The 26,983-nt window shown below is 36.1% G+C and carries 25 protein-coding genes and 2 pseudogenes; 20 read left to right on the top strand and 7 right to left on the bottom strand.

The features are described from left to right. Nucleotides 1–50 precede the first annotated feature (50 nt). From CEY12_RS15515 to CEY12_RS22655, 3 genes and pseudogenes are all read left to right on the top strand, one after another. Nucleotides 51–1,178: a serine hydrolase domain-containing protein gene (locus CEY12_RS15515; protein ID WP_089028551.1), complete on the top strand. Its 1,128-nt coding sequence runs from the start codon at nucleotides 51–53 to the stop codon at nucleotides 1,176–1,178. Further along, a pseudogene (locus tag CEY12_RS22660) lies at nucleotides 1,153–1,479 on the top strand (DUF1801 domain-containing protein); the annotation flags it as partial. The gene CEY12_RS15515 and the pseudogene CEY12_RS22660, both read left to right, overlap by 26 nt. Nucleotides 1,480–1,679: 200 nt before the next feature. Then, nucleotides 1,680–1,793: pseudogene (locus CEY12_RS22655) on the top strand (YdeI/OmpD-associated family protein); the annotation flags it as partial. 25 nt (nucleotides 1,794–1,818) lie between these two features. On the opposite strand, the gene CEY12_RS15505 reads toward CEY12_RS22655, so the two are convergent. Then, nucleotides 1,819–2,421, bottom strand: coding sequence for a Crp/Fnr family transcriptional regulator (locus CEY12_RS15505; RefSeq protein WP_089028550.1), 603 nt, complete (start codon nucleotides 2,419–2,421; stop codon nucleotides 1,819–1,821). A 237-nt stretch (nucleotides 2,422–2,658) separates the two neighbouring features. Between CEY12_RS15505 and CEY12_RS15500 the strand changes: the two genes are divergently transcribed. From CEY12_RS15500 to CEY12_RS15460, 9 genes are all read left to right on the top strand, one after another. Next, entirely contained in the window at nucleotides 2,659–3,159 is a 501-nt protein-coding gene (locus CEY12_RS15500) for a M15 family metallopeptidase (protein ID WP_089028549.1), read from the top strand. Nucleotides 3,160–3,349: 190 nt separating this feature from the next. Next, the gene (locus tag CEY12_RS15495) at nucleotides 3,350–4,387 is read left to right on the top strand and encodes a patatin-like phospholipase family protein (RefSeq protein ID WP_089028548.1); all 1,038 of its coding nucleotides are present in this window, start codon (nucleotides 3,350–3,352) and stop codon (nucleotides 4,385–4,387) included. Between the two features lie 356 nt (nucleotides 4,388–4,743). Next, nucleotides 4,744–5,316: a DUF2589 domain-containing protein gene (locus CEY12_RS15490; RefSeq protein WP_089028547.1), complete on the top strand. Its 573-nt coding sequence runs from the start codon at nucleotides 4,744–4,746 to the stop codon at nucleotides 5,314–5,316. Nucleotides 5,317–5,386: 70 nt separating this feature from the next. Further along, nucleotides 5,387–6,070 (top strand): hypothetical protein, encoded by a 684-nt coding sequence (locus CEY12_RS15485; RefSeq protein WP_089028546.1) that lies wholly within the window; start codon nucleotides 5,387–5,389, stop codon nucleotides 6,068–6,070. 1 nt (nucleotide 6,071) lies between these two features. Next, nucleotides 6,072–6,629, top strand: a complete 558-nt coding sequence (locus tag CEY12_RS15480; RefSeq protein ID WP_089028545.1) for a hypothetical protein — start codon at nucleotides 6,072–6,074, stop codon at nucleotides 6,627–6,629. Nucleotides 6,630–6,815: 186 nt separating this feature from the next. Then, nucleotides 6,816–6,989: a hypothetical protein gene (locus CEY12_RS15475; RefSeq protein WP_157676838.1), complete on the top strand. Its 174-nt coding sequence runs from the start codon at nucleotides 6,816–6,818 to the stop codon at nucleotides 6,987–6,989. A 198-nt stretch (nucleotides 6,990–7,187) separates the two neighbouring features. Beyond that, nucleotides 7,188–8,108 carry a helix-turn-helix transcriptional regulator gene (locus CEY12_RS15470; protein ID WP_089028543.1) on the top strand — a complete coding sequence of 307 codons (921 nt, stop codon included), beginning with the start codon at nucleotides 7,188–7,190 and terminating at the stop codon, nucleotides 8,106–8,108. Between the two features lie 258 nt (nucleotides 8,109–8,366). After that, entirely contained in the window at nucleotides 8,367–8,567 is a 201-nt protein-coding gene (locus tag CEY12_RS22650; RefSeq protein WP_228409708.1) for a hypothetical protein, read from the top strand. Nucleotides 8,568–8,795: 228 nt separating this feature from the next. Further along, nucleotides 8,796–9,227 carry a nucleoside deaminase gene (locus tag CEY12_RS15460; RefSeq protein WP_089028542.1) on the top strand — a complete coding sequence of 144 codons (432 nt, stop codon included), beginning with the start codon at nucleotides 8,796–8,798 and terminating at the stop codon, nucleotides 9,225–9,227. 2 nt (nucleotides 9,228–9,229) lie between these two features. Here CEY12_RS15460 and CEY12_RS15455 read toward each other — a convergent pair whose 3' ends face one another. From CEY12_RS15455 to CEY12_RS15445, 3 genes are read right to left on the bottom strand one after another with little or no spacing between them, the layout of a single operon-like run. Continuing rightward, entirely contained in the window at nucleotides 9,230–10,186 is a 957-nt protein-coding gene (locus CEY12_RS15455; protein ID WP_089028541.1) for a hypothetical protein, read from the bottom strand. A 57-nt stretch (nucleotides 10,187–10,243) separates the two neighbouring features. Next, nucleotides 10,244–10,774: a GNAT family N-acetyltransferase gene (locus CEY12_RS15450; RefSeq protein ID WP_089028540.1), complete on the bottom strand. Its 531-nt coding sequence runs from the start codon at nucleotides 10,772–10,774 to the stop codon at nucleotides 10,244–10,246. 2 nt (nucleotides 10,775–10,776) lie between these two features. Further along, complete coding sequence (locus CEY12_RS15445) at nucleotides 10,777–11,535, bottom strand: type III pantothenate kinase (protein ID WP_089028539.1); 759 nt, start codon at nucleotides 11,533–11,535, stop codon at nucleotides 10,777–10,779. A gap of 234 nt (nucleotides 11,536–11,769) precedes the next feature. On the opposite strand from CEY12_RS15445, the gene CEY12_RS22880 reads away from it, so the two are divergent. Together CEY12_RS22880 and CEY12_RS22325 are read left to right on the top strand one after the other, a co-directional pair. After that, nucleotides 11,770–11,958: a bacteriocin-like protein gene (locus CEY12_RS22880; RefSeq protein ID WP_410493854.1), complete on the top strand. Its 189-nt coding sequence runs from the start codon at nucleotides 11,770–11,772 to the stop codon at nucleotides 11,956–11,958. Between the two features lie 241 nt (nucleotides 11,959–12,199). Further along, the gene (locus tag CEY12_RS22325; protein ID WP_157676837.1) at nucleotides 12,200–12,382 is read left to right on the top strand and encodes a bacteriocin-like protein; all 183 of its coding nucleotides are present in this window, start codon (nucleotides 12,200–12,202) and stop codon (nucleotides 12,380–12,382) included. A gap of 34 nt (nucleotides 12,383–12,416) precedes the next feature. Here CEY12_RS22325 and CEY12_RS15435 read toward each other — a convergent pair whose 3' ends face one another. Then, on the bottom strand, nucleotides 12,417–14,261 hold the full coding sequence (locus CEY12_RS15435) for a M1 family metallopeptidase (RefSeq protein WP_089028537.1): 1,845 nt from the start codon (nucleotides 14,259–14,261) through the stop codon (nucleotides 12,417–12,419). A gap of 101 nt (nucleotides 14,262–14,362) precedes the next feature. Here CEY12_RS15435 and CEY12_RS15430 point away from each other — a divergent pair, with 101 nt between their 5' ends. Then, nucleotides 14,363–15,007 (top strand): GldM family protein, encoded by a 645-nt coding sequence (locus CEY12_RS15430; RefSeq protein ID WP_157676836.1) that lies wholly within the window; start codon nucleotides 14,363–14,365, stop codon nucleotides 15,005–15,007. An 11-nt stretch (nucleotides 15,008–15,018) separates the two neighbouring features. Here the strand turns inward: CEY12_RS15430 and CEY12_RS15425 are convergent, their stop codons facing one another. Both CEY12_RS15425 and CEY12_RS15420 read right to left on the bottom strand, forming a co-directional pair. Beyond that, a complete protein-coding gene (locus CEY12_RS15425; RefSeq protein WP_089028535.1) occupies nucleotides 15,019–15,495 on the bottom strand; it encodes a DinB family protein in 477 nt (158 codons plus the stop codon). Nucleotides 15,496–15,802: 307 nt separating this feature from the next. Then, nucleotides 15,803–17,494, bottom strand: coding sequence for a DUF6909 family protein (locus tag CEY12_RS15420; RefSeq protein ID WP_089028534.1), 1,692 nt, complete (start codon nucleotides 17,492–17,494; stop codon nucleotides 15,803–15,805). A gap of 282 nt (nucleotides 17,495–17,776) precedes the next feature. On the opposite strand from CEY12_RS15420, the gene CEY12_RS15415 reads away from it, so the two are divergent. The 5 genes from CEY12_RS15415 (at nucleotide 17,777) to CEY12_RS15395 (ending at nucleotide 26,956) form a co-directional block, all read left to right on the top strand. Then, a complete protein-coding gene (locus CEY12_RS15415) occupies nucleotides 17,777–19,972 on the top strand; it encodes a glutamine synthetase III (RefSeq protein WP_089028533.1) in 2,196 nt (731 codons plus the stop codon). Nucleotides 19,973–20,114: 142 nt separating this feature from the next. After that, nucleotides 20,115–20,804: a response regulator transcription factor gene (locus tag CEY12_RS15410; protein ID WP_089028532.1), complete on the top strand. Its 690-nt coding sequence runs from the start codon at nucleotides 20,115–20,117 to the stop codon at nucleotides 20,802–20,804. Beyond that, the gene (locus tag CEY12_RS15405) at nucleotides 20,804–22,159 is read left to right on the top strand and encodes a sensor histidine kinase (RefSeq protein ID WP_089028531.1); all 1,356 of its coding nucleotides are present in this window, start codon (nucleotides 20,804–20,806) and stop codon (nucleotides 22,157–22,159) included. The genes CEY12_RS15410 and CEY12_RS15405 overlap by 1 nt, the downstream gene beginning before the upstream one ends. Nucleotides 22,160–22,261: 102 nt before the next feature. Then, nucleotides 22,262–23,653, top strand: a complete 1,392-nt coding sequence (locus tag CEY12_RS15400) for a TolC family protein (protein ID WP_089028530.1) — start codon at nucleotides 22,262–22,264, stop codon at nucleotides 23,651–23,653. Between the two features lie 33 nt (nucleotides 23,654–23,686). Further along, nucleotides 23,687–26,956, top strand: a complete 3,270-nt coding sequence (locus CEY12_RS15395) for an efflux RND transporter permease subunit (protein ID WP_089028529.1) — start codon at nucleotides 23,687–23,689, stop codon at nucleotides 26,954–26,956. Nucleotides 26,957–26,983 lie beyond the last annotated feature (27 nt).

The raw sequence follows: 26,983 nt of genomic DNA, 5'->3' as shown, positions 1-26,983 counted from the left end.
ATTATTTTGGAACAAATTATTTTAAATTTGTTTAAGACACATATAAACAAATGCTAAAATATTTTATTGGCGGAGCAGCTGCCACAGTAGCACTCTCCTACTTTTTGGGATATGATTATTTATTCAGCGGGATTGCTAAAACTTATTTGAAGGGCAAATCAAGCGCTAATATTGATGATGGCAAACTCTTTCCCAGTCACATCATTTCTACAGAATCTCCAAAGCTTTGGGAAGAAGATGCTTTATACAATAAAATAGAACTACCTAAAAATATCGTTGATGATCTCACCCATTCAAATACAGCCTCTTTTTTGGTGATTAAAAATGGGAAGCTGATGCATGAACAATATTGGAACGGATATGATCAGCTATCTAAAACCAACTCTTTTTCCATGGCTAAAGCTGTCACTGTAATGCTTTTGGGAAAAGCTTTGGAAGAGGGTAAAATAAAATCAATAGATGGAAAATTTTCTGATATTTTTGAGGCATTTAAAGAAAGAGAACTTGGACATCTCCTTACTTTAAAAAATCTGGCACAAATGGAAGCCGGCTTAGACTGGGACGAGGATTATAAAAACCCCTTCCGCCCTAACGCTAAAGCTTATTATGGAAGAAGCTTAATTAAAGCAACTTTTTCGAAAAGATTTAAAACAGAACCGGGAACCAGATTTGAGTATCAAAGTGGCTCAACACAATTACTCGGTTTTGCCGTAAGAGAAATGATTGGGCAGACATTAGCAAGTTACTTATCTGAAAAATTCTGGATTCCCCTCGGCATGGAACAAAATGCAGAATGGAGCGTTGATGAAAGCGGAATGGAAAAAACATACTGTTGCATACACTCCAACTCCAGAGATTTTGCTAAACTGGGGCAACTGTTCTTGGATGATGGTAAAGTGGACGGAGTCCAGGTTCTTAATTCTGATTTTATCGAGCAAATGAGAACCCCCACAGAAAAGTCAGCAAAGATTTATGGAATGGGGCTATGGATTAATCATGACAATCCTGTTAAACATTATTATTTTCTCGGACTTCAAGGTCAGTATATCATTATGGTTCCTGATCATAATATGGTTATTGTAAGAACAGGAAGCTATGAAAACTCCCCTAAAAATGACAGAGGAAGACCTGATCAGGTAAAATTCCTTGTAAATGAAACCGTTAATTTATTCAAATAGGATCATGGAAAAACACAGCAGTAAAATTGATGAATATATCGAAAAATCTCAGGATTTCGCAAAACCTGTTTTACATTACATTCGTGAAACCGTTCATGAGTTTTGTCCCGATGCAGAAGAAACCATGAAGTGGAGTTTTCCTCACTTCCTGTACAAAGGAAAAAATCTATGTGCGATGGCTTCCTTCAAACAGCATTGCACTTTTGGTTTCTGGCTGGAAAAAGAAATGAAAACCATGCAGCAGATTACGGAAGACATCGAGAAAAATTCAATGTTCAGTTTGGGCAAAATAACAAAAATCGAAGATCTTCCATCAAAAGCACAACTGAAAAAAGCAATTAAAGAAGCCATGGATCTTACTGACATGGGCGTCAAGATCAAAAAAGCTCCCGTCTCCAAAACAGAAACACCCGTTCCTGAGGATTTTCAAAAGGCTTTTATAGCAATAAAAAAGCACTTGACGTTTTCCAGAAATCTTCTCCCTCTTTTAGAAAAGAATATAGCCTTTGGATCGCTGAAGCGAAAACTGAAGCTACCAGAAATAAAAGAATGGACCAGGCATTGGAATGGATTGCGGAAGGGAAAGCAAGAAATTGGAAATATGAAAGAAAATAACAATCTATTTTCTTTCTATTCTGTTCTACCTATTTTTTGATCGTATTCTGCTCAATGTTTCTTGGGTAATTCCCAAAAACGATGCAATCATTCCCAGTGTTAAAAGTTCATTCGCTCTTGGATGGGATTTTACAAAATCAGAATACCGTTCCTCTGCAGTTTGAAAAAGCATCCGGTCAAGCCTGTTTTGGGTCGTAATTAATAAGCTGCTCATGATCATTCTGTACAAATATTGGAGATCAGGAAACTTACCCGTCAGCTCTTCCAGATCTTTATAGTTCATTTTCCATAAAACACTATCCTCCAAAAGCTCAATTCCCCTTTTGTCAGGCTTTTGACGTATAAAACTAAATACAGAAGCCACAAGTGTTTTTTCCCCTTTAAAACCATCTGTTATATCTTTCTCGTCTTTATAGTAAAAAACTCTTGCCGCCCCTTTTTCAATAAAATAAATATACTCACTTACGCTTTCAGGCTTTACAAGAATACTATTTCTGGGAAGTTCGTCTTTTGTTATTTTAGCAAAAACGGCCATCATACTTTCAAGAGAAGGTTTTACAGTATTCATCTTGCTTTCATCGATCATTAAATTGATATCCCGGTGGATGGCATTGAAAATATTAAGCATACTTTTTCTTGAAAAGAATTAATTTGTTTAACTGGTATTTCCAAAAATATTAATTTGATTAAGTAATCTTTACGCTAATTCCTGTTTTACAAGAGAAATAGTATACAATACGTATGAAAGCTCATTAATTAATGCAGTAGCATAATTAAAAGAATCAGGATTTTTAAGTGAAACACGTCGAGTTTTGGCGTATCCCTCATCTACTTTTGTTTTCTAAAATACTAAACATTCGAGATTATGGATAAAGTAACTTTACAAAGAATAGAACAGCTTCACCCTTTGGTGAGAGAAGAAGTAAAACAAATTATTAAAGATTGTGATGAAGCGCTTACCGGAAGAGCCAAAGTTAGAATCACTCAAGGCTTACGATCATTTGAAGAGCAAGAGAAGTTATATGCCATTGGAAGGCTTACTACAGGAAAAAAAGTAACCAATGCAAAAGCTGGTCAAAGTATCCACAATTATGGATTAGCCGTTGATATCTGTTTAATGATAGATGGCAAAGTAGCAAGCTGGGATACCGCAAAAGATTGGGATAACGATGGTGTCGCTGATTGGTATGAATGTGTAAAGATTTTCGCTAAATATGGCTGGGATTGGGGCGGAAACTGGAAAACCTTTAAAGACCTTCCCCACTTCGAAAAAAAGAGCTTGCTTACCCAGAAAGGACTGGTTAAAACGAGCTGGAGAACGCTGTTTAAAATGGCTAGAGATAAGGCCGGATACATTGTAATTTAATTCTCCTTTTTTTGAAAACAATTTATAATACGACAAGTTCTGTCGCTACCTCGCCCTACCTTTGCTTTACAAGAAAACAACAAAAACAATGAAATTTGAATGATAAAAAAAATTGTTTTATCCCAAAGAATGACAATTGGGTTTTGCTATTAAAGATTGTAAGTGTCCTATTAACAATTAATATTATCACATGAAAAAGACAACCATTCTTTCTTTAGACGGCGGCGGAATACGAGGTATTATAACTTGTATTATTTTACGCTATATAGAAGAGCAGCTACAATATTATGATAAGCCCACAGCGAAGCTTGGAGATTATTTTGATTTGGTAGCAGGAAGCAGCACGGGAGGACTTATTGCATCTATAATCCTATGCCCGGATGAACACCGAAAAGCAAAATACTCTATCCAGAAAGGATTAGAATTATATGCTGAAAAAGGTGGCGATATATTTCAGGTGTCATTTTGGGAGAAATTGGTAAATCCTTTTGGACTGCTTAATGAAAAAATCTCCCAGGAAGCTCTTGAAAAAAACCTGAATGACTTTTTTGGACATCTTGAATTAAAAGAACTTATAAAACCCTGCCTTATTACCAGTTACGATATAGAAAACAGAAGAGCTAAACTTTTCAACTCCTGGGAAGCCAGCTTAAGTACCGATAATTTTTATGTAAAAGACGTTTGTCGGGCCACCTCAGCAGCACCTACTTATTTCAGTCCGGTTCAGATCAAATCGATGTATGGACAGCTATTCAGTCTTATTGATGGTGGAATGTTTGCGAATAATCCGGCACTGTGTGCTTATGCTGAAGCAAGAAAAATACCTTTCGCCGAAGTATTGAAAAATCACCAGAAAGCCAATCATCCAATGGTAAATGATATGATCATGGTATCCATAGGAACTGGAATTGAGTCAAGAAGTTATTCTTTTAAAAAATTAGAAAAAGCCGGAAAAATTGGGTGGGTAACCCCAATAATTGACATCCTGATGTCTGCCAACGCAGAAACTGTTGATTATCAGCTTTGCCAAATGTTTCAGACGTTAGGATTGAGAAACCAAAAGAATTATTACCGTATTAATCCGTCCCTTAAAAATGCATCTCCAGCTATGGATAATGTAAGAAGATCCAATATTGAAAATCTGATACAGGCTGGATTAAGTTATATTGACGATAACAGAGAAACACTTAACCAAATTGTGCAAAAACTCATCCGAAACAAAATATAAGCTTTTAAGCTTATATTAGCCCGAAATAAGCTTTTAAGCTTATAAGGTATTGTTCATGATTAAAGTTATTTTTAAAGTATTTAACGACAATAAAAATTACAGAAGAATTATAATACGACGAGTTTTGGCGCCATGTTAAACTATCTTTGAAGTAACAAAAACAACCAGGGAAACAAGAACTAACTACCCTTGCCCCACTCTTAAAATATCCACATCATTTTAATCATTCTAAAATATTCAGGTTTAAAAAACCTGAACAGGATAGATAGTACCCTTATTGAATTATTGAATAATAGTCTGCTAGCACAACTATATATTATTAACCAATTATTAATAACCTTTAAATTTCAAAAATTATGGCAAATTTAGTACAAGAATTAAACAGTTTAGATTTCAGCGTATACATCGGTGGGCCTATGCAGGCAGCTATTAAAGCTCAACATGACGCTTCGATTTCACAAGTAAATTTCATCAAGGAAGTAGGCTTTAACCCAGCCAATCATGCTACAGCTCCAGGAGAGCTTAGATATGTAGATTTTAAATATAAAAAATCAGTTCCTGGCGAAAATGATACGGTTACAGAATCTACTGTTACATTACAGGTTCCTTTTCTTTCAATGCTTACTATTCCAGCCTTGAGAATTGACGAGATGACTATTGACTTTAATGCGAAATTAAATTCAGTAGAAACTCAGGCTATTACAAGTGAATTTGCTGGAAGTGCTTCTATAAGTGGAAAAGTTTGGAAAGTGAAGTTTAATGCTTCGGCTTCTTATAAGAAAACCAATTCAAGTACATCTACAACAGAAAAAACATATACTTTAGGGGTACATGTGAAAGCTGTAAATGATGAATTACCTGCTGGTCTTTCAAGAATTATGGATATGCTGGAAGATGCTATCGTAGCTAAAGCTGCTCCAGTCTCTTAAACCTAATTATTCGGATGGTTGCTTCGGCAGCCATCCATTTTTAACACTTTTATAATTAAAAAAACTTATCATGCCAAAATTGAATGAATACTTAGGAGGTATCGTCTCTGAAATCGCTTCTGCCAGAAAAATGGCTGACATGCAAACCGTACAGATTGCAAAAGAATATGCACAGGATGATCTATTAAAACATTTTTCTATTCCCCGAATGAAGGTTGGAACGGTAGATTTAACGATTCCCTTCGCTACTGCAGGAAACTCCACGCCCATGATCTTTAGGGATTTTATGTACGATGAGATGATCAAAGTAGCAAAGACAGATTATGATCCTTCGGATATAAAAAGCGATCAAAGTCTTAAGGCATTTATAATTGATCTGGAGGTTTACTACAATGATGCTATTAAAAAAGTCCGCGATGAGAATACAACTACCATTACAGATTCGCAAATACAATATTTTGAAATTATTCCACAATACATGAGGGAATTCTGTCAGTCATTGCCCAATTTTAGATGGAAACAGACTAACCCGGAATTTTTTCAGCAAAGCATTTCAAAAAGAGTGATTGGTGAAGCAAGAAAGGTGATTGAAAAAACTGAAGATTATGAAATTATAGTAGAAGCCAGCAAACTCATGGAGCTGGATGTAAAGTGTTTGATTTATGCTAAAATGAGCGTTAGCGAAGCAGGCATGGAATGGTCAAGATATGAAGATATCAATGGAAATATTATAGAAACTTTAATCCCTGAATAATATGGTCAAAAAATCACAATTTATTTTAGTTAGCCAGCTAAAAGAAAAACTGATGGAATTTCCGGGCATCGTTTCTTCATTAGAAAAAAAAGATCCTTTTTTTGTTGAAAAGACACTTTCATGGTTAAAATCAGCAGAGGAAATCTTTTCCAATAATAACATCAGTGAGGTTTCTGAAATAGCCGGTTTTAGAGCTAATATACTAGCAGGAAAGATCAGTGAAGAAAGGGGATTTAATGGCAAGAAAAATCAAGTGAAAATTGCAGCAAACCTTCTTTATAATGCACAAAATTGTGTACTCAACGTTTTGCTGCCTCATGAAGGAAAAATGAATGAATGCCGGGATATTACAAAGCAATTATTAGCATTAACGGCACAAACCAAAACCCAACATTATACTTCAGAAATGAATTTTGAAGATTTTATTCAAAAAGTATGGTGGCATATCCTTTCAAACCCGGATCTGAATATTGGTGGTGTGAAGCTTAAATCAATGCTTTCGGAAATGGATATCATCCTATTGATCGGGGATGAGATAGATATCAACGATTTTTCCTAAAACTAAAATAACTCATTTTTTTGAGTTATTTTTTTTATACGTCAAGTTTTGTCGCACCTCGTTCCTACTTTTGAGATATAAAACAAGACACAAAAGACAATCTTTAAAAACTTTTAAAAACTATTGAATTCACCATTAATTAATGCTGGACAGCCAGAAATATGTTCAACCCATAAAACACCAAACATGGAAACACCAAATCACAATCCAGATATAATTTTCGATACAGATCTCTACACTATTGAGTGGAGTGATATCGAAAATGTAGAGATAGACTATGAAAACTATCTCGACGACATTGAACTCTTCTTCAAAGAAGATTTTGATAATGAAATCCTCGAAGGGGATATCTATTTATAAACACATGTTAGTAATCAAGTTCTATAGCTATCCGATAATTAATCAATTTTAACTCCATAATGTATTTGAACACCCATTCACAATTATTGGATAGCTGGGACTTATTAATTAAATCAATTATAAAACTTATCCACAAAAATAAAACACGACACGTTTTGTCGCAGTAAGATTCTATATTTGTTACAGAAATATAACCCCATGAAAAAAGACTTTTACCTTACCCGATATGCTCTGATCATCAAAAAATTAGAAAGCGCTCCGGCTACCTATTCCCAGCTGGAGGACTATCTATTAAATTCTTTTGAATTTCAGGATGCGGATATTAAAAGTTATTCTATTCGTACACTGCAGAGAGATATTCGCGAGATTTCTGATCTTTTTAACCTTTCTATTCATAATAAAAAGAAAGGCGACAACCGTTATTATATCGAAAGCCGCCCGACAATGGAAGTGGATGAATACAATCAAAAACTTCTGGAATCTTTCCAGGTAAGTAATGCTTTAAACTTACATCCCGATTTTTCAGGTTACATTTTCTTCGAATCCCGAAAACCTACAGGAGTAGATCATTTCTACGACTTATTTTTTGCCATTCGGAATAAAAGAGTGGTTTCATTTGAACACTACAATTATAAAAACAAATTGATGACTTCGCGAAAAGTACATCCTTTGGCGTTAAAAGAATCTAAAGACCGCTGGTACCTAATTGCTATAGATACCAATGATAAAGTATTAAAATCTTTTGGATTGGACCGGATCAATTATCTGGATGTAAGCAAAACCAAGTTTCGGGAAAAATACAATTATAACTTCAGGGAGCACTTTAAGAATGCTTTCGGAGTCATGAATCTGGCAGAACAAAAGCCTCAGAAAATCTCTATAAAATGTACGAGACATCAGGGAGAATACATAAAGAGCTTCCCGCTTCACCAATCTCAAAAAGAAACAAAAGAAACTCCTGAAGATATATATTTTGAGTTTTTCCTCCACCCTACCTATGACTTTATGCAAGAAATCCTTTCTTATGGAAAAGAGGTAAAGGTATTAGAACCTAAGTCTTTAGTTGATGACATCCGCAATCATTTAAAGGAATCTTTAAACAGCTATCTGGAGGATTGAATATGTTTCATTTAAATTAAGTTTTTTTGACTATTTTTACATAAATATCCCCAAATTGAAATTGTTATTTCTTTTTTTAAGCTGCTTTATTTCCTCCTTTTTCTTTTCTCAGCAGAAGGAAGAATTTAAGATGGTGAAATCTTACTATAACCAGCATAGGAATATGCTGAACACTGAGTTTAAGAAAAAATTCGATGCAGAAACAGGCAATTTCAAAAAAGCTTCCATTAAAGAGGATTTTCTTTTTTCATGAAAAAAATGGATAGTATTGAAAATGTAGCATTGATCGGAGCCTTGTTAAAAGTAAAGAATACAGAAGACCTCAGCAGATTACAATTAGAAAATAAGAAAAACTTCCCGGAAAAGGCTGCAGAAATATTTCCTATTACAGATAAATCAGCTGATTATCCAGGTGGTATTAATGCTTTGCGACAGGAGGTCGCTCATCTTTTTATATAGACGGTGTATATTCAGAACTTAAAACCGTAAAAGCTCTTGTTGCATTTATCGTAGAAAAAGATGGAAGCATCAGCCATGTAGAAGCACAGGGAGATAATTTTACCTTTAACCGACAGGCTCAAATCGCATTATACTCTCTTTCAGAAAAATTTTCTCCTGCAATCATCAATGGAGACCCTGTAAGGTATCGGTTTAAGCTTCCACTAACTATGACTATTGAATAATATAATGTTTACTGACGAATATTTCATGAAGATGGCTTTCCAGGAAGCCGAATTAGCCCTTGAAAAAGATGAGGTTCCCATAGGCTGCGTGGTGGTTTCCAACAACCGTGTTATAGCAAGAGCTCATAATCTCACAGAAACCCTAAATGATGTGACCGCCCACGCAGAAATGCAGGCTATTACTTCTGCCGCCAACTTTCTTGGTGGCAAATACCTGATCAATTGTACATTATATGTTACGTTGGAACCATGTGTAATGTGCTCCGGAGCTCTTTCATGGTCACAAATCTCAAAAGTAGTCATTGGAGCAAGGGATGAGCAAAGAGGATTTATCAATAAACACCTCAGCCTTCATCCAAAAACCGAAATAGTAACAGGAGTCATGGAAAATGAATGCTCATCGATTGTTAAGGAATTCTTTAGATCAAAAAGGTAATACTATTCCTTACAGGTAATGGTAAAGATGCTCTTTTCTACTTTTTTATATGAATTTTGATTAGGTTTAAGTTCAATCCGATTGTACTTATACATTGTATCCAGATCATGGTATGCATCATCTTCCGAAGCCCCTCGCGGATATTTTGCGGTATAAATCTCCTTTGAACTATCAAAATTATAATTGTATGTAAGATAGGATTCTTCATCAAAGTCTTCCTCTATCGACCTTTCACCAGGTCCGTAGGCCTCAATATTATACGCCTTGTTGCTTATAATAGATTCTTTGGAAAAACCGGATAATCCATTAGCAACAAATTTGCTCATTTCTTTTAATTCTTCCGGCTGTAGATCTTTTCTGGGAGAGGATGGAGTGTCATCATTTCTGAAATATAGGCGGTCTCCTTTCAAGCGTGCGGTAAATGGCCGTTGCCTTGCCGTAGAGGCATAATACATAATAATAAAATTATTGTATTTTTTATTTTCTGCAACATAAAAAGTATCTTTTAGCTGATCAAACAACCTGACTGACAAGACAATATCATTAAAATCATTATTAAACTCCTTAACCATCGGATAGGAAAAACAGTTGGCATCCTCATTTAATACAGGCTGTACCCCCCGCCCTGTACTTCCCATATACGTTTTGGAACTCCTGTCAAAGTTATCAAACATAATTTTGGTTCCTTTCTGGCCAGCATCATATCTTCCATATACATCAAAAGGATATTTTGGGGTTGAGGGCACAAAAGAAATCAGATTATCCTTATCTATACTCCACGTCCCGGCAATGATCTGTCCGAAAGTAACCATGGCAAAATTATGATTCTCCAAAAGCATCCAGTTGTATCCGCCATCATCAGGGTTCCCTGAATTGACATGATAAGTCCCGGCAACTTTTGTTTGTGCATTGAAAACTAAAGTAAATAGTAAGAAAAGACAGTTCGTTATTTTTTTCATGAAATTAGTTTATGAGATTCAAAAAAGAAAGTCATTCCTAATATAAAGAAAAAAAAGTTACTTTTTTTTAAAAATAGAGTACATCGGAATATCAAAGTATTTCCCATCTTTCTTGAGATGCTGCTTTAATACAGCCTCCTGCTCCATTCCGATTTTTTGCATGATCCTGCCTGAGGATGGGTTATGAAAAAAGTGAGTCGCAAATATTTTGTTATATCCTAATTCTTTAAATCCAAATTCCACAACAGCAGAAGCAGCTTCTGTTACATAGCCTTTATTCCAGAAGGGCACAGCAAGCCAATACCCTAATTCAGCTTTATCGTCACCTCTGTCATGAATCCCGATAGCCCCAATAATCTGATGTTCTTTATCACGGATAGCAAAAGTATATCCTGATTGATTCTCAAAAGCTTCCTGTGAAATTCTCAGCCAAAATTCAGCATCTTTTTCGGTGTAAGGATAAGGAATATTAGTCGTGAGCTCAGAAAAAACTTGATCCTGAAGATACTCAACCACATCAGGAATATCATTCTCTTCCAGTTGGGAAAGAATAAGTCTTTCTGTTTGTATAACCGGAAATTTTTTCATGATTATTTATCTTTGCCTAAAAAATACAGTCCTTTCAAAGTATGGAGCCTGTCTGTAATATGTATTTTGGTGGTTAGAGGTTTATACACATGAGAAACACCTCCTGTTGCAATCACAAAACAGTCATCATTCACCTCCTCATTAATACGGTCTATAAATCCTTCCACCATTCCTAAAAACCCATATACCATCCCACTCTGCATGCATGTTACTGTATCAAGACCCAAAACTGATTTTGGTTTTTTCAATTCGATTTCAGGGAGCTGAGCGGTTTGGCTGATCAGAGAATTTAGTGAAGTTACAATCCCCGGTGCAATAATTACCCCCAGAGTTTCACCTGTCTCTGTTACACAGCTGGCAGTAAGCGCTGTTCCAAAATCTATAATAATTTTTTTCCGATCGGGATACATTACATGTGCTGCTACAAGATTAGCATAAATATCCGTTCCCATCTGTTTAGACTTCGCCTGAACTCCTGATGGGGTACTTCTATCAACAATAACAGGAGCTACAGCATGTATCTTTTTTATGGCAGAGCTTACTACTTTGGTAAGCTGCGGAACTACGGAACCAATAATTACTTTACCAATATCTTTTGGATCAATTTTATACGTTTGGTACAACATCAGCATCTGAACATAAAGTTCATCAGCCGTCCTGTAAGGTTTGGTATTGATTACCCATGAAATATCACAATTATCATCATCAAAAAGACCAAATCGGATATTACTGTTTCCTACATTTATAACGATAGAATTCATTTATTTTTTTAAACTAAATGGGTTGAAAATAATTGTAAAAATAAAGCTTTATGATCAAAAAGCTGAATGAAACATGATATTAATTTTTTGAAAGTAGATTCCGGGGTGCTTCTCATTTAACAGTGCCATGGCTACACTTATTAAAAAATACAATACAGCTATCTATTCATCATTTATCTCTCCTTTAAAATTTATTATATTTAAGACCACTAACCTAATTTACAAATATATACTATGAAAAATTTGAAAAAACTTTCAAGAAACGGCTTAAGATCTATCAACGGCGGAACATATGTATCCTGCCCCATGCCAAGTGGAACTCCAGCCCTATGTCCCGGAACAGTATGCCCACCAGACCCTTGTAAGGCAAGACCATTCTGTATAAGATCTTCAGAAGATTGTGGGACTCCTGAGATAGGATAAGCAGGCATTTAAAAAAAATAAGGGGGAAGAATTTTCAATTCTTCCCCCTTATTTTGCTTTCTGTTCTAATCATTAAAAATGGATAAGGCAGATTATTCGGTTTAATTTTTATATCTATAATCACGGATAACAGTAATTAAGCGACACTTATGAAGATTATCAAAACGCTTATCAATTGGTCCTGTTATACAAGATCCCTTTTAGACTAGATTTGAGATATCAAACTAATCTAAACAATATTATGAAAAATTTCAAGAAAATGTCAAGAGCCGGATTAAGATCAGTACTAGGAGGAAATGTAAACTGTCCTGTACCTGGAAGCAGTGTTCCAGCAATATGCCCAGGCACCAGATGCCCGGCTAATCCTTGTAACACTCCCAACTGCCTCATTCCTGTTGCGTGCGCTCCTCACGGAGGTTTATAAAAAAAAGGGAGTATTTTTCAATACTCCCTTTTTTTTATTTAACTTCAACAAAGTTATTTTCTATATTCACATCAGCTAACCTCTGGCTAAAGTCAATTCCCAAAACCTGCAATTGTGATTGAGTGTATGGAATCGTCAAAGTATATTCTTTTTGTGTCCAGGGCCAATAATTCATTGTTTTGAAATCTCCATATACGTCTTTTTGTTTCCATGTATGGGTAAGATTGGTAGGAATCTGATAAGTGATGATCTTTTTATCTTTAGTCAACACACTGAAATCAATAGGCATCGGAACCTGTCCGTTATTGATTAAAGTAATCGTAGTAGACTTGGCGTCATATTTCACATCCTTGATTCCGTAATCGATTGTTTTTGTCGTATTGATCCAATAGTGATGAAACCATTTCAGATCCATTCCGGAAACCTTTTGTGCGATATGCAGAAAATCTCTATCTGTTGGATGTTTTAAATTCCAGGTATTAAAATACTGCTTCAGAATTTCCGATAGATTTTCCTCTCCAACGATATATCCTAATTCTACCAGAAACAATTCCCCTTTTATATAAGAAGCATAGGTGTAAGATGTCCCATTATCGTGATGATCTCCTAACCATACCGCAGGTTCTTCTATTCCTTTTTTCACAAAACTCCTATACGCATCAAGTCTATCAACAAAAGGATTAGGAAGTTTATCCTTAGGTGGGAATAACTGGTTCATTACGTAACCTTCTGCATAACTGGTAAATCCTTCATCCATCCAGGGGCGTACAGATTCATTGGTAGCCAGCATTTGCTGATACCATGAATGTGATCCTTCATGAGCCATCAGCCCCATCAGGTCTTCCATGTCTTTTGACTCTCCCAAAATCATCGTACACATTCCATACTCCATTCCGCCATCGCCACCTTGGATAAAAGCGTAGGTAGGATAAGCATATTTTCCAAAATGAGAATTCATAATCTGGAAATACTTGGTTACATAAGGCTGAGCCTCTTCCCAAACTTTCGTTTTATCATTTTTTTGATAAACAAGATATACTTTTGGTCCATCAGGAACATCGAATCCTTTCACCACATAATCTCTGTCTGCACTCCATGCAAAATCAAGAATATTTTTAGCCGTCCATTTCCAGATAGCCTTTTTATTTTTATCAGCCTTAATACCAGCATTAGCTACATAACCTTTAACTTCGTTCGGATTTTCCAGAATCCCTCCGGCACCCACTACATAATCTTTATCTATTTTAAGGGTAACATCAAAGTCTGAGAACGGCGCGTGAAATTCTCTTCCTATATAATCGAAAGTTGCCCATCCGTCGTAATCATATTCAGAAATTTTCGGATACCATTGAGTCATGGTCATATCCACTCCTTCCTTGTTATTTCTTCCACTTCTTCGTATTTGCTGTGGAATTACCGCATCCCATTCCATGGTAAAGGATGTTGTTGAATTCGGTTTAATCGGCTCATTTAAATAAACCTTCATAATCGTTTCCTGAATCTCAAACTTCAGATCTTTTCCATTCTGCCTGATCCAGTGTATATTTTGTGCTCCTTCCTGATCTTTAGGAATTGAAGCCAATCTTGAAATTCCGTCCTTTTGCAATCTTGAATCACCATTTTTACCCTGGCTTGCTACCCTTTGATCCATCATTGAGTTGGGTTTAAAAGCATTCCAATACAAATGAAAATACACCACATTCAGCTCATCTGGCGAGTTATTGGTGTACTGTAATGTTTGGTTTCCCTGGTAAGTAAATTTTTCTGCATTAACATCAATATCCATCTTGTACTTCGCAGCCTGTTGATAATAAGGATTCTGCTGCGCATGAAATTGTGAAATGATAAACGCAAAAATGATTGCAATCGACTTTTTCATTTAAAATTTATTTTTTTTAAAGGTAGGTAAATTTTGAAAAAGCTCAAATGGGATTCATTGCAGGAATTTATATCTTTGAGTGAAAATAATCTATTATTCTATTGAAAAAATTTATTTTTTATACTGCCATTTTCTGCGTTTGCATTTATTGCACACCAAAAAAGCACATTTCATCTTCAAATGATTCTGGCAACAAATCCATAATCGAAAATGAAAAGCTCAATATTTTATATAGGGGTATTAGAAATTATTTAACCATTTATACTCCCAAATCGGACAGTATTAAAGTAAATGGACCAGGAGTTTATAAAGAGGAAGAGAATAAATACTACATTACTCCAGCTACTGGCACATCATTGGAAATCACAATAACTAGTTTTATTAATGGTAAGCAAACGGTTGAAAAAAGAGAATTCCGAATACTAAATATTGAGAAACCTTTCGCAAGCATCAAAAACAAAACCGGAAAAATCACTTTATCTCAGGAGGAACTTGCTACTTCTAAAATAGAATATTTTATTCCTCAGTTTGTTATGAAATTAGGGAAGGTGGGGAAATTTCGCTATCAAATTAATAATGAGAAACCTACAGTTAATTATGGGGATGAGTTTAATAAATCTGTTAAGGAAAAGATTTACAATATGAAATCTGGTGATATGATGATTATTGACGAGTTAAATTTTAACCCAGAATTACAAAATGTTGATTTAAAAAAAGCAGCGGAATTAGTAGTTTATATTGAATAGCAATATTCGTGTTATTCGTATTTAAACAAAATCAATTTTTTAATTAAGGCAACTTGTCCCAAATGATAATAACTATGTTCAATCATCCCATCAATATTCCGGCGATATGTTCCATATTTTTCATCTACAAATACCTCATCCATTTTAGCATCTGCCATCTGTTCAAGTAATGTGGCAAACTTTTCCGAATCCACCCACAGCCTGTTTAGCAAATCCTCCCAGTCCTTTTGTGATTCAATCGGAGGAAGATCAAAGCTGTATTTGTCTTTTATTTCAAGATCACCCCCTTCAAATACATTCACAATCCCGGCAATATAATAATGAATATGAAAAGTAAGCATTGCAATCGTATTGAGAGAATCTACTTTTCGAATGGCCTGCTCCCAGCTTACTTTAGAAAGCTGATCTTTAAAATTGGTATTAGCAATCCAGGTCCCATCAAGCAGAACTTCCCTGAATCTTTTTGATAATTGTAAGGTTGTACTCATGCTTTTAATTTTATTTTTCTAAAGATAATTAATTTGAGATTTTCGCTCTTGCTGATTTTGCGGATTCTTTTAAACCACAAATGACACAGGTCTTTACACAATTTCAAACACAAATATGCTCGTGGTATTGGTGAAAAAAAAATTCGTGTTATCCGTGTAAAAAAACTCTAAACCACAAATGACACAAATGCCTGCACAATTTCAAACACAAATATGTTTGTGTTATTTCTGAAAAATTTATGTTATTCTGGGTAAAAAAAAGCCTCAAGTTTTACACTTAAGGCTTTATATCTAATTTTAAATAATATTATTTTTTCGCGGAAACTTCTTTCTTTCCACTTTGCAAAATCTTCTCAAGAATCTTTAAAGTGATGAGGTAGGTTGGTTTTACCCCTGTAAGACCTAATCCTCCTGAAGAAAGGGTACTTCCTGTTTCTAGTGGGTTATCCGAAGCGTAGTAAGCATAACACACGAATAAATCCGGTGCAATGTGGTGTCTTATTTTAGAAGCTACCTGAATTGCTTTTTGATAGTGTGCACCTTCCATTTCAAGACCTATTGCCTTCCATGAAGTATTCATAAAATAGGATAAAATATCTCTGTTTTGAAGTGATGTTCCTAAAACAGTAATCATTGTCCCTTCAAAAGTTTTCAGTTCATCATCCTGAAAATCCTCTAATTTTAAAGCATTTTCAAACGGATAATTATCTGCAGTACCCTCAAAAATGTGGGATGTAGGAATCATAATATCTCCTTTCCCTCCACTAAGAATCCCTGCCTTACCCATGATGGAAACAGATTTTACTTTCATCATATAGACCTCACCTTTATGTTCAAAGGGTCTTAAAAGCTCATCCATTACCTCATACGCCTGCTCCCCGAAAGCATAATCAAAAACCATGATCACATCATCTCCGGAATATTTAATATGTCCGAAAGGTGTATTTTTCAAATCAGTCTTGCTTAAATCAATGATCTGAACATCGATATTACTTCCACTTTTATCATCGATATAGATCAGCCCCTGATCAGCAGCATATTTTGAAACTTTATCGCGAAGGTCTTTTTTATCCGAAATATCACCATATAATTTATAGTCTACTTCTTTGTGGTCTTTTTTCTTTAATGCATCATTAGCGTACAGCATATTTTTTACAGAGTGCATGTTCGCTGAGATGATATGCAATGGACGCATATGAAGATTATTTTCAAATAAAACTTCTTTTACTGTATTGGCCCATTTTTCACCAAAATAATGGTGCCCTACTCTTTCCTTTAATATAGCACTGAAATGAATTTCTCTTTCCCTGCTTTGTTTAGCGTCTTCGAGACTTACTTTTCCTAAGTTGTAAATGATCTTGAATAGACGGTCAGGATTTTCATCATCACCAAAAGTATTGTAAGCCCTTAATGTTTCTTCAAACGTTCTTCCTATTAAAGAAGAAAGATGAATAATCGCTACCTCTTTTTCTTTTCTGCTGAATTTCTTTTCTCCTTTTACTACCTCTTCGATAATTTTAAAGGCACGTGTTGGTTTCCAGTTTTCATCCTGAATGAAAGCCAGATTACGGATCTTGTCCGCTTCTATAAATAAGAATGTTAAGTGAGTAAGAATATCATAGATCTCTGAACGTCCCAAAAGAACTTCAATATTCATCTGGTGTTCATCAATTCTATAACAGTTTCTTCTTCTCTTTTTAGGAACAATAGGTTCGAAACTTCCTTTATCAAAACCCTCATCTGATGTAAGATGAATAAAAGCACATTCCTCTATTCCTTCAGGAAGTCTGTCTAAAACATACATCAAACCATCAAGTTCCAGCTTATTGGGAACATTCATGGTACCATAAATCTCGGGATTGATTGTTTTTAACAAACTTCTGATACTTTCTCCTGAAACACCACCCGGCTTGAAAAATCCTCTATAAAATAAATGTCTCATAGAGATGTATAATCTTTCAATAGCCTCTGTTGTCTCTCTTGCTCTAGAATTTGTCATAAAATAAATTTCACACAAATATACAAAATCTCCCTCCAACTTATTTTAACTATCTTTTAATAAGGAGTTTAAAATATGGATATTTTTTGTAAATTTCGAATGCATAATCTTTTCGTCGCCCTGGATTCTAAACTTCGGTCTCTTTTGGGGCATTCCCATCTAAAAAAAATAAATTTCCGATTAAAAATTATAAATTTCAACCAACACCCCTAAAATTTTTAGGGCCAAAGTATTTTGAATCTATTTTTTTTGTAAATTTGCCCTGTAAAAATTAACCCTATTATGTCAACTTTAAGATTCAAAGCGTTAGAAACATTACCATTCAAGGACTTTAGAAAAGATAATTCTATTGAAGTTCCTGCAAAATTGTCTGAGCTATTCTGTCTAAATGTTTTCTCTGAGGAAACAATGAGAGAATATTTAACGAAAGAAGCATTCAACTCTATTATGGATGCTATCAAGAAAGGAACTAAAATCCAGAGACACATTGCAGATCAGGTAGCAGTAGCTATGAAAGACTGGGCAATGAGCAAAGGGGCAACACACTACACACACTGGTTTCAGCCTTTAACAGGTACAACTGCTGAAAAGCACGACTCTTTCTTCACACCAATTGAAGGCGGAAGAGCTATTGAAAGATTTAGTGGAAATTTACTTATTCAGCAAGAGCCGGATGCATCTTCTTTCCCGAATGGAGGAATCAGAAACACATTTGAGGCGAGAGGTTATACAGCTTGGGATCCTACGTCTCCAGCTTTCATTATGGGAACTACACTTTGTATTCCTTCGATCTTTATTTCTTATACAGGAGAAACTTTAGATTATAAAGCTCCACTTCTTAGAGCTCTAAATGCTGTGGATGAAGCTGCAACAAACGTAATGCAGTATTTTGACAAAAACGTAACAAAAGTAACTCCTACCTTAGGATGGGAGCAAGAATATTTCTTAGTAGATTCAGCATTATATCAGTCACGTCCTGATTTGGTATTGACAGGTAAAACTTTATTGGGTCACTCACCTGCAAAAGGACAACAGCTGGATGATCACTATTTCGGATCTATCCCGACAAGAGTAATGAACTTCATGAAAGAGTTGGAAATAGAATGTATGAAATTGGGAATTCCAGTAACGACAAGACACAACGAGGTAGCTCCAAACCAGTTTGAGCTGGCTCCAATGTTTGAAGAAGTAAACGTTGCAGTAGACCACAACTCTTTATTGATGGATATCATGGCAAGAGTTGCCCACAAGCACCACTTCCATATTTTATTCCATGAGAAGCCATTCGCTGGTGTAAACGGAAGCGGAAAACACAATAACTGGTCATTGGCTACAGACACAGGAGAAAACTTGTTGAGTCCAGGGAAGAACCCTAAGAAAAACTTACAGTTCTTAACATTCTTCGTTAACACGATTAAAGCAGTTCACGAATATGCTGACCTTTTAAGAGCTAGTATTGCATCAGCGAGTAATGATCACAGACTAGGTGCTAATGAAGCTCCACCAGCAATTATTTCTGTATTTATCGGAAGTCAGTTGTTTAGAGTTTTAGAAGAATTAGAGAAAGTAACCAACGGGAAACTATCTCCTGAAGAAAAAACAGAATTAAAATTAAATGTAGTTGGAAAAATCCCTGAAATCTTATTAGATAACACGGATAGAAACAGAACATCTCCATTTGCATTTACAGGAAATAAATTTGAGATCAGAGCGGTAGGATCTTCTGCAAACTGCGCAGAATCTATGACTGTAATGAACACGATTGCGGCAAAACAATTGAATGATTTCAAAAAAGAAGTTGATGCATTGATCGAAACAGGATTGAAGAAAGACGAAGCGATCTTCAATGTTTTAAGAGAATACATCAAGCAGTGTAAAAACATCATGTTTGAAGGGGATGGATATTCTGATGACTGGGCAAAAGAAGCTAAAAAGAGAGGTCTGAACAATTTGAAGACTACTCCTGAAGCTCTTAAACAGGAAATGGATAAAAAATTCCTTGCGTTATATGAAGAAATAGGAGTATTTACTCACAGAGAAGTAGAAGCAAGAAACGAGATCAAACTTGAAAAATATTCTACAGTTATTGATATTGAAGCGAGAGTTTTAAGTGATATCGCAAGAAATCACATCATTCCTTCTGCTTTAAAATATCAAAACAGATTAATTGAGAACGTAAAAGGTCTTAAAGAGATTTTTGGAGACAAAGAATTCAAAACATTAGCGAAAGAGCAAATGAGTTTGATTACCCACATTTCTGAAAATGTTTCTATAATTAAATTGGGAGTTGAGGCTCTTATCAAAGCAAGAGAAGCAGCAAAAGCAGTTTCTAACAGCCAAAAGCAAGCTGAAGATTACTGTAACAAAGTGATCCCATTGTTTGAAGGAATCAGAGAAGCTTCTGACAACCTTGAAATGATGGTGGATGATGAGCTTTGGCCAATGACAAAATACAGAGAAATGTTATTTACAAAGTAACATTTGTATAGTCCATATTAGTGAAACTCCTCGATTTATTCGGGGAGTTTTTTATTTAAATATCAATTAATTTCATTCTCAAAACCAATATTTTACCCAACTTCAAGATTGATATAAAATTTAGATTTAACTTTGCTTCCTTATGAAAATCCTGATCATTGAAGATAATAAAGAACTCGCTCAAAGCATGTCTTATTATCTCGAAGAAGAACATTACATCTGCGAATGCGCCTTTAATTATAATGAAGCTTTGGAACGCCTGAGCTTTAATACTTACGACTGCTTATTACTGGACATCATGCTTCCGGATGGAAACGGGCTGAATCTGTTAAATTATATAAAAAACGAGAAGATCAATAGTGGTGTATTAATTATCTCTGCTAAAGATGCTCTGGACGATAAAATCAAAGGCCTTGAAAAAGGAGCCGACGACTATATCACCAAGCCTTTTCACTTACCGGAATTACACGCCAGACTCAGAGCCGTCTACCGCAGAAAAAAAATGGACGGGTACAATGATGTAAGGTTTAACGAAATCATACTAAACACCGATACCCTTGAAGTTTTCATTCATGAGACAAGATTAGAAGTTACTCAAAAGGAATTTGAATTATTACTTTATTTTTTAGTTAATAAAAACCGCGTTTTATCCAAACAGTCAATAGCGAATCATCTTTGGGGAGATTATACAGATAATTTAGCTAATTTTGATTTTGTTTATCAACACGTTAAGAACCTCAGAAAAAAAATAGCGACTGCACAGGGCAATGATTATGTAGAAACTATTTATGGTTTGGGCTATAAGTTTAATGCATTAAAATACATCAGCTGATGAATTTATTAAATAAAATATCCATTTGGTTTATTACAATTGTGCTATTGGTCACCCCTCTCAGTATGTATATATCTTATACTAACATTAAAAAAAGATTGGATAATGTTGAAATAGAGCGCCTGAGATCCGTAAATAATTATGTGGCAAACCAATTAAAAAGAGGCGAAACTCCTGAGAAAACATCCCAGGGTTTACCCATATCCATCAAACCCTATGCAGGAAGTGGGATCATTCCCACAAATCCGGAAATCATCCACACATGCCTCGATAACAGTGGAGCTTCGCGTAACGAATGCAAAATACAGATCAATTCCTTTGTAACAGCAGCCAACAAAACCTATAAAATTTCTTCGTACAGCTATATAACCTCTACAGAACAAATTATGAAAGGCATGCTAAGTGCCTTAATTCTAAAAGTATTACTCATTACTTTTATTGTTTTCGTTACTGCCAGAATATTATCGCGATACATATTAAAGCCTTTTCATCATGCCATCGATACTATTCATCAATTTAACATTCAAAAACGGGAACCACTCCAATTACTTCCCACAAGTACTAATGAGTTTAAAAAGCTCAACGAGTTTCTTCGGTTAATGACAGACAAAGCGATTGAAGACTATACTTCTGTTAAAGAATTCAGCGAAAATGCTTCTCATGAGGTACAAACACCTTTAGCTGTTATACAAAGTAAGATTGAACTTTTAGCTGAAACAGAAATTAATGGAAAACAAGCTGCTTTACTTACAGACATTCAAAATTCCATAGATAAGCTTAGCCGAATCAACCGTTCATTGGTTCTACTGACCAAACTTAATAATCAGGAATTTTTAACCGATGAGAAACTAAAATTCTGCAGAGTCGAAAAAGAAGCAATATCTGCATATTCTGATCATATTGCACTAAAGAACATCACTCTTAACAGACAGTGTGAAAAAGATGTATTTATAAAAATCCATCCGGCTTTGGCAGAAATTCTCCTAAGCAATCTTTTATCCAATGCCATTCGACATAATGTAAAAAATGGGAATATAGAAATCTCACTTACCCATCAATCCTTTCAGATTAGCAATACAGGTTTACCTCCGGATATTCCTACTCAGGAATTATTTAAAAGATTCAAGAAAAGCAATCAATCCACAGAAAGCATAGGACTTGGGCTATCTATTGTAAAACAAATTTGTGAAGTCAATGCATTTCCTGTTTATTATGATTTTAAAAATGGCTGGCATAGTATTACGGTATATTTCAAAAAAATCGAAAACCACAACTGTCCTATTCTCTCAACACCTTATAAAAGTCCATTGACTGAAACTGAAAATATGCAGCCTGCATTTCATTTTGCCAAATAAAAAATCCATTATCCCAATCAACTTATTTGATTAATTTATAGGGAACTTCAAATTTGCTTCAAAATGTGTTTTTTACTTTGAATAAAGAAAAAAATATATTAGATGCTTTTAAGAGCTTTTATTCTATCCGTCTCAACGATTTTTTTAATCAACAAAGTAAATGCGCAGGAAGTTATTTCTTTACAATCTGCCCTTGAGACAGCCGTTCACAATTATGGAACAATTAAAGCAAAGGAGTCCTATCGCTTGTCCTCTCAGGAATCTGTAGAATTGGCAAAGAGACAGTATTTACCTAATCTGAACCTCAGCGTCCAGCAGGATTTTGGAACTGTAAATGGGCAGAATGGGCCGTTATACGGATTTGGAGGATACGGTGTTGCATCATCCGGACTTCCTCTTCCTGAACAAAACTGGAACGCCTCGTTTGGTGCCTTGTATCTTGCTAATGTCAACTGGGAGTTTTTCTCATTTGGTAAAGCCAAACAAAGAGTAAAGGTTGCCCAATTCAAAAACCAAAGAGATACCAGAGACCTTTCTGATGAGATCTTTCAACACAAAATAAAAGTAGCAGCAGCTTATCTTAATGTACTTGCCGCTAAAAAATTAAAATTATCCTACGAGAAAAATGTAGGAAGAACTGATACTATAAGAAGGATCGTTGAGGTAAAAGAAAGAAATGGTCTTGTTCCTGGAGTTGACCTCTCTCTTGCAAAAGCAGATTACGCTAATGCTATGATTACTTATACAAAATCCAGGGACAATGAACAGGAACAGGAGAATAAGTTAGCTCAGCTTATGGGTATTCCTGCTCAGGAGTTCACACTGGACAGCACTATACTTAAAAGAATTCCGGCTGATCTTCCATCAGAAACAACATCTGTTTTAAAAGACCATCCTCTTTTAGCCTTCTATAAAAGCCGTATTGACGTTAGTGAAGAGGAAAAAAACTTTTTGAAAACTCAATACTACCCATCATTTTCTATGGTGGGGATCATACAGACCAGGGCATCAGGATTCGGAAACGGATACGCCCAGAATCAGAATGATTATTCTACCTCTTACTGGGATGGGATTCATCCTACACGAAGCAACTATCTGATTGGATTAGGAGTGTCATGGAATTTCACACAGACTTTCAGACTATCCAAAGAGATCAGTGCCCAGGATTATGTAAGCCAGGGATTAAAACACGAATATGACTTAGCAGAACAACAGTTAAAAGCTCAATTAGAGCTATCAGAAAATAAATGGAACAACGCGCTGACAGTTTACGATCAGGTTCCCACCCAGTTAAAATCCGCTAGTGACGCTTACATCCAAAGGTCTGCGCTTTACAAAAACGGGCTAACTGATCTGGTCGATCTCTCTCAGTCCATTTATGCATTGATCAGAGCTGAGACTGACAGAGACATCGCCATTAGCAACGTATGGAATGCCTTACTATTAAAAGCAGCTGCAACAGGTGATTTTACAGTTTTTGAAAGTGAACTGTAAGTCTAATTATAAATTACATTCAACAATAGATCAATGAACTTAATAAGATTTGCATTAAGAAAACCCATTACGATTCTGGTACTTGTAGCAGGGCTGTTTTTCTTTGGAATACGGTCAGCAAGCTCTATCAAAGTCGATATCTTTCCCAAACTGGATCTTCCGGTTATTTATGTTTCACACCCGTTTAGCGGATATACCCCACAACAGATGGAGGCATTTTTCGCTAAACAGTACATCAATATTTTCCTGTTTGTGAATGGAGTCAAAAGTATTGAAACCAAAAACATCCAGGGACTCACTTTGATGAAAATCAATTTTTATCCGGGAACCAATATGGCCCAGGCTGCAGCCGAGCTCAATTCATTTTCAACCAGAATCCAGGCAGCATTCCCGCAAGGTTCAAACCCTCCATTTATCATTCGTTTTGATGCCTCTACATTACCTGTTGGGCAACTTGTTCTAAGTAGTGACAAAAGAAGCAACAATGAACTTCTTGATCTGGCAAATGTTTACGTCCGTTCTACTTTCACTTCTATTCCCGGAATTGTTTCCTCACCACCATTTGGAGGAAACATACGAACCGTAGTAATCAATGCAAACCCGGATTTACTCCGTCAACATAATTTAACTCCCGATCAACTGGTAGAAGCATTGCGATTGAACAATCAAACTGCTCCATCAGGAAATGTCCGTATTGGTGATAAGTATTATATCACCCCAACGAACACCATGATCAAAAATGTAAAAGATTTTGGAAACATTCCTTTATATAAGGGTGGAGTACAAAATCTTTATTTAAAAGATGTAGCAACCGTAACGGATGGGGCAGATATGACATCTGGTTATGCATTGGTCAATGGCCGACGCTCCGTTTATTTAAGTATTGCCAAAAGTGCTGATGCATCAACCTGGGACGTTGTTCAGAACCTTAAAAAACAGCTTCCACAGATCCAATCGAATCTTCCGGACGATGTAAAAGTAAGTTTTGAATTCGACCAGTCTACATATGTAATCAATTCCGTTAAAAGCTTGATGAGTGAAGGAACAATCGGAGCCTTACTCACAGGATTGATGGTGATTTTATTCCTCGGAGACATACGCGGGGCTATTATTGTCATTCTTACCATCCCTATTTCTATTATTTCAGCAGTCCTGTTTCTGAACCTTTTCGGGCAGACTATCAACATCATGACCTTAAGCGGGCTCGCGCTGGCGATTGGTATCCTCGTCGACGAAAGTACAGTAACCATTGAAAACATACATCAGCACCTGGATATGGGTAAACCGAAAGCATTAGCTATATGGGATGCCTGTAAGGAAATTGCTTTCCCTAAGCTGTTGATCTTATTCTGTATCCTTGCCGTTTTTGCGCCTGCATTTACAATGGAAGGGATTCCGGGATCTCTATTCCTACCCCTTGCATTAGCGATAGGCTTTAGTATGATCATTTCTTATTTCCTTGCACAGACCTTCGTACCGGTTATGGCCAACTGGATCATGAAAGTAAAACATCATAAAGCAAAAGATGGACATATTATGACAGAAGCAGAGGAATTAGAAGCCGCTGGCTTAAGTGATGAAGGTGATACCTGGAGCCAAAAGGAAATATTGCTGAAAAATATGGATAGTAACAGAGACGGCAAAGTCAGCATGTTCGAGAAAATGAGATTCCGCTATCTGAAGTTTCTGGATCGGATCATGCCTTTCAGAAAGATAATCGTTTCCGCTTATATCTTAGTCGCAATGGGATTTGTTGCATTACTTCTGAACAGTATTGGACGAGATGTATTACCTCAGGTGAACGGCTCCCAGTTTCAGGTCCGAACCCGTATCCCGGATGGTACCCGAATCGAAACCACTGAACTTCAAACTTTAAAATTACTCGATGGAATTAAAGATATTGTAGGAAAAGCCAACGTCTCCATTACTTCAGCATATGTAGGAAATCACCCTAACCTTTTCTCAGTAAGCCCCATATATCTTTGGATGGCAGGTTCTCATGAAACCGTATTACAGGTTGGACTAAAAGAAGGATTCCATGCCAACTTAGACGACCTTAAAGATAAGATCAGAGAAAAAGCTAAAAGTATTAATCCTGAAATGAGGCTTTCATTTGAGCCTATAGAATTAACAGAAAAAATCCTGAGCCAGGGATCTCCAACTCCTATTGAAGTGCGACTCTCCGGAAGAAGTAAAGAATTAAATGAAGCATATGCAAAAAAAATTGAGATAGAACTTAAAAAGATCCCTTATCTGCGGGATGTACAAATAGGTCAGTCAATAAAGTACCCTTCCATTGATATTAATATAGACCGTATCAGAGCGGCTCAGCTGGGAGTGGATATGACTGATATTTCACGTTCGTTGGTAGCTTCCACGTCCTCATCCCGGTATACTGAAAAAAATATCTGGACTGATGAAAAGGCCGGCTACAGTTATAACGTTCAGGTACAGATTCCTGAAAACAAAATGAACAGCAAAGCTCAGATTGCCGGAATTCCGTTACAGAAAAACTCTAACAGACCTAACCTGGGAGATGTAGCAACCATAAAAGACAGCTATACGTATGGCGAAACCGATAACCTTGGTGCCATGCCAATGCTTACCGTGACCGCCAACCTAAATCATACGGATCTCGGCAGGGCTTCAAAAGATGTCCAGAAAGTTATCAATAATCTCGGCGAGTTGCCAAGAGGACTTAACGTAGGATTAATTGGTTTAAGCCAAACACTGAATGACACTTTAAGCAGTCTGCAAAGCAGTTTAATTATTGCCATTCTGGTTATCTTCCTGATGCTGGCTGCCAATTTCCAGTCTTTTAAAGTTTCCGGAGTTGTGCTGGTTACCGTACCTGCCGTATTACTGGGATCACTTGCTCTCTTAATTATTGCAGGGTCCACTCTTAACCTTCAATCCTATATGGGAATTATCATGTCGGTCGGGGTATCTATTTCAAATGCGGTATTATTGATCACCAATGCTGAACAGTTGAGAAAACATAACGGCGACGCCTTGCTTTCAGCCAAAGAAGCTGCTGCCTTAAGAATAAGACCTATTGTTATGACAGCTTTAGCAATGGTAGTAGGAATGGTTCCTATGGCTTTAGGACTAGGTGAGGCCGGGGACCAGGTTTCCCCTTTAGGACGTGCCGTAATCGGAGGTCTGATCGCTTCTACATTTGCGGCCTTATTTATCCTGCCATTGGCTTTTGCATGGGGACAAGGAAAAACATCAACACAGAGCGTGTCACTTGATCCTGAAGACGAGGAGAGTATCCATTTTATTCCAGAACTATCAAAATAAAAATAACCTAACGGCTATTAAAAATTT

The sequence above is a fragment of the Chryseobacterium sp. T16E-39 genome (assembly GCF_002216065.1).
Taxonomy (GTDB): domain Bacteria; phylum Bacteroidota; class Bacteroidia; order Flavobacteriales; family Weeksellaceae; genus Chryseobacterium.
This window is presented reverse-complemented; position numbering and strand designations above follow the sequence as displayed.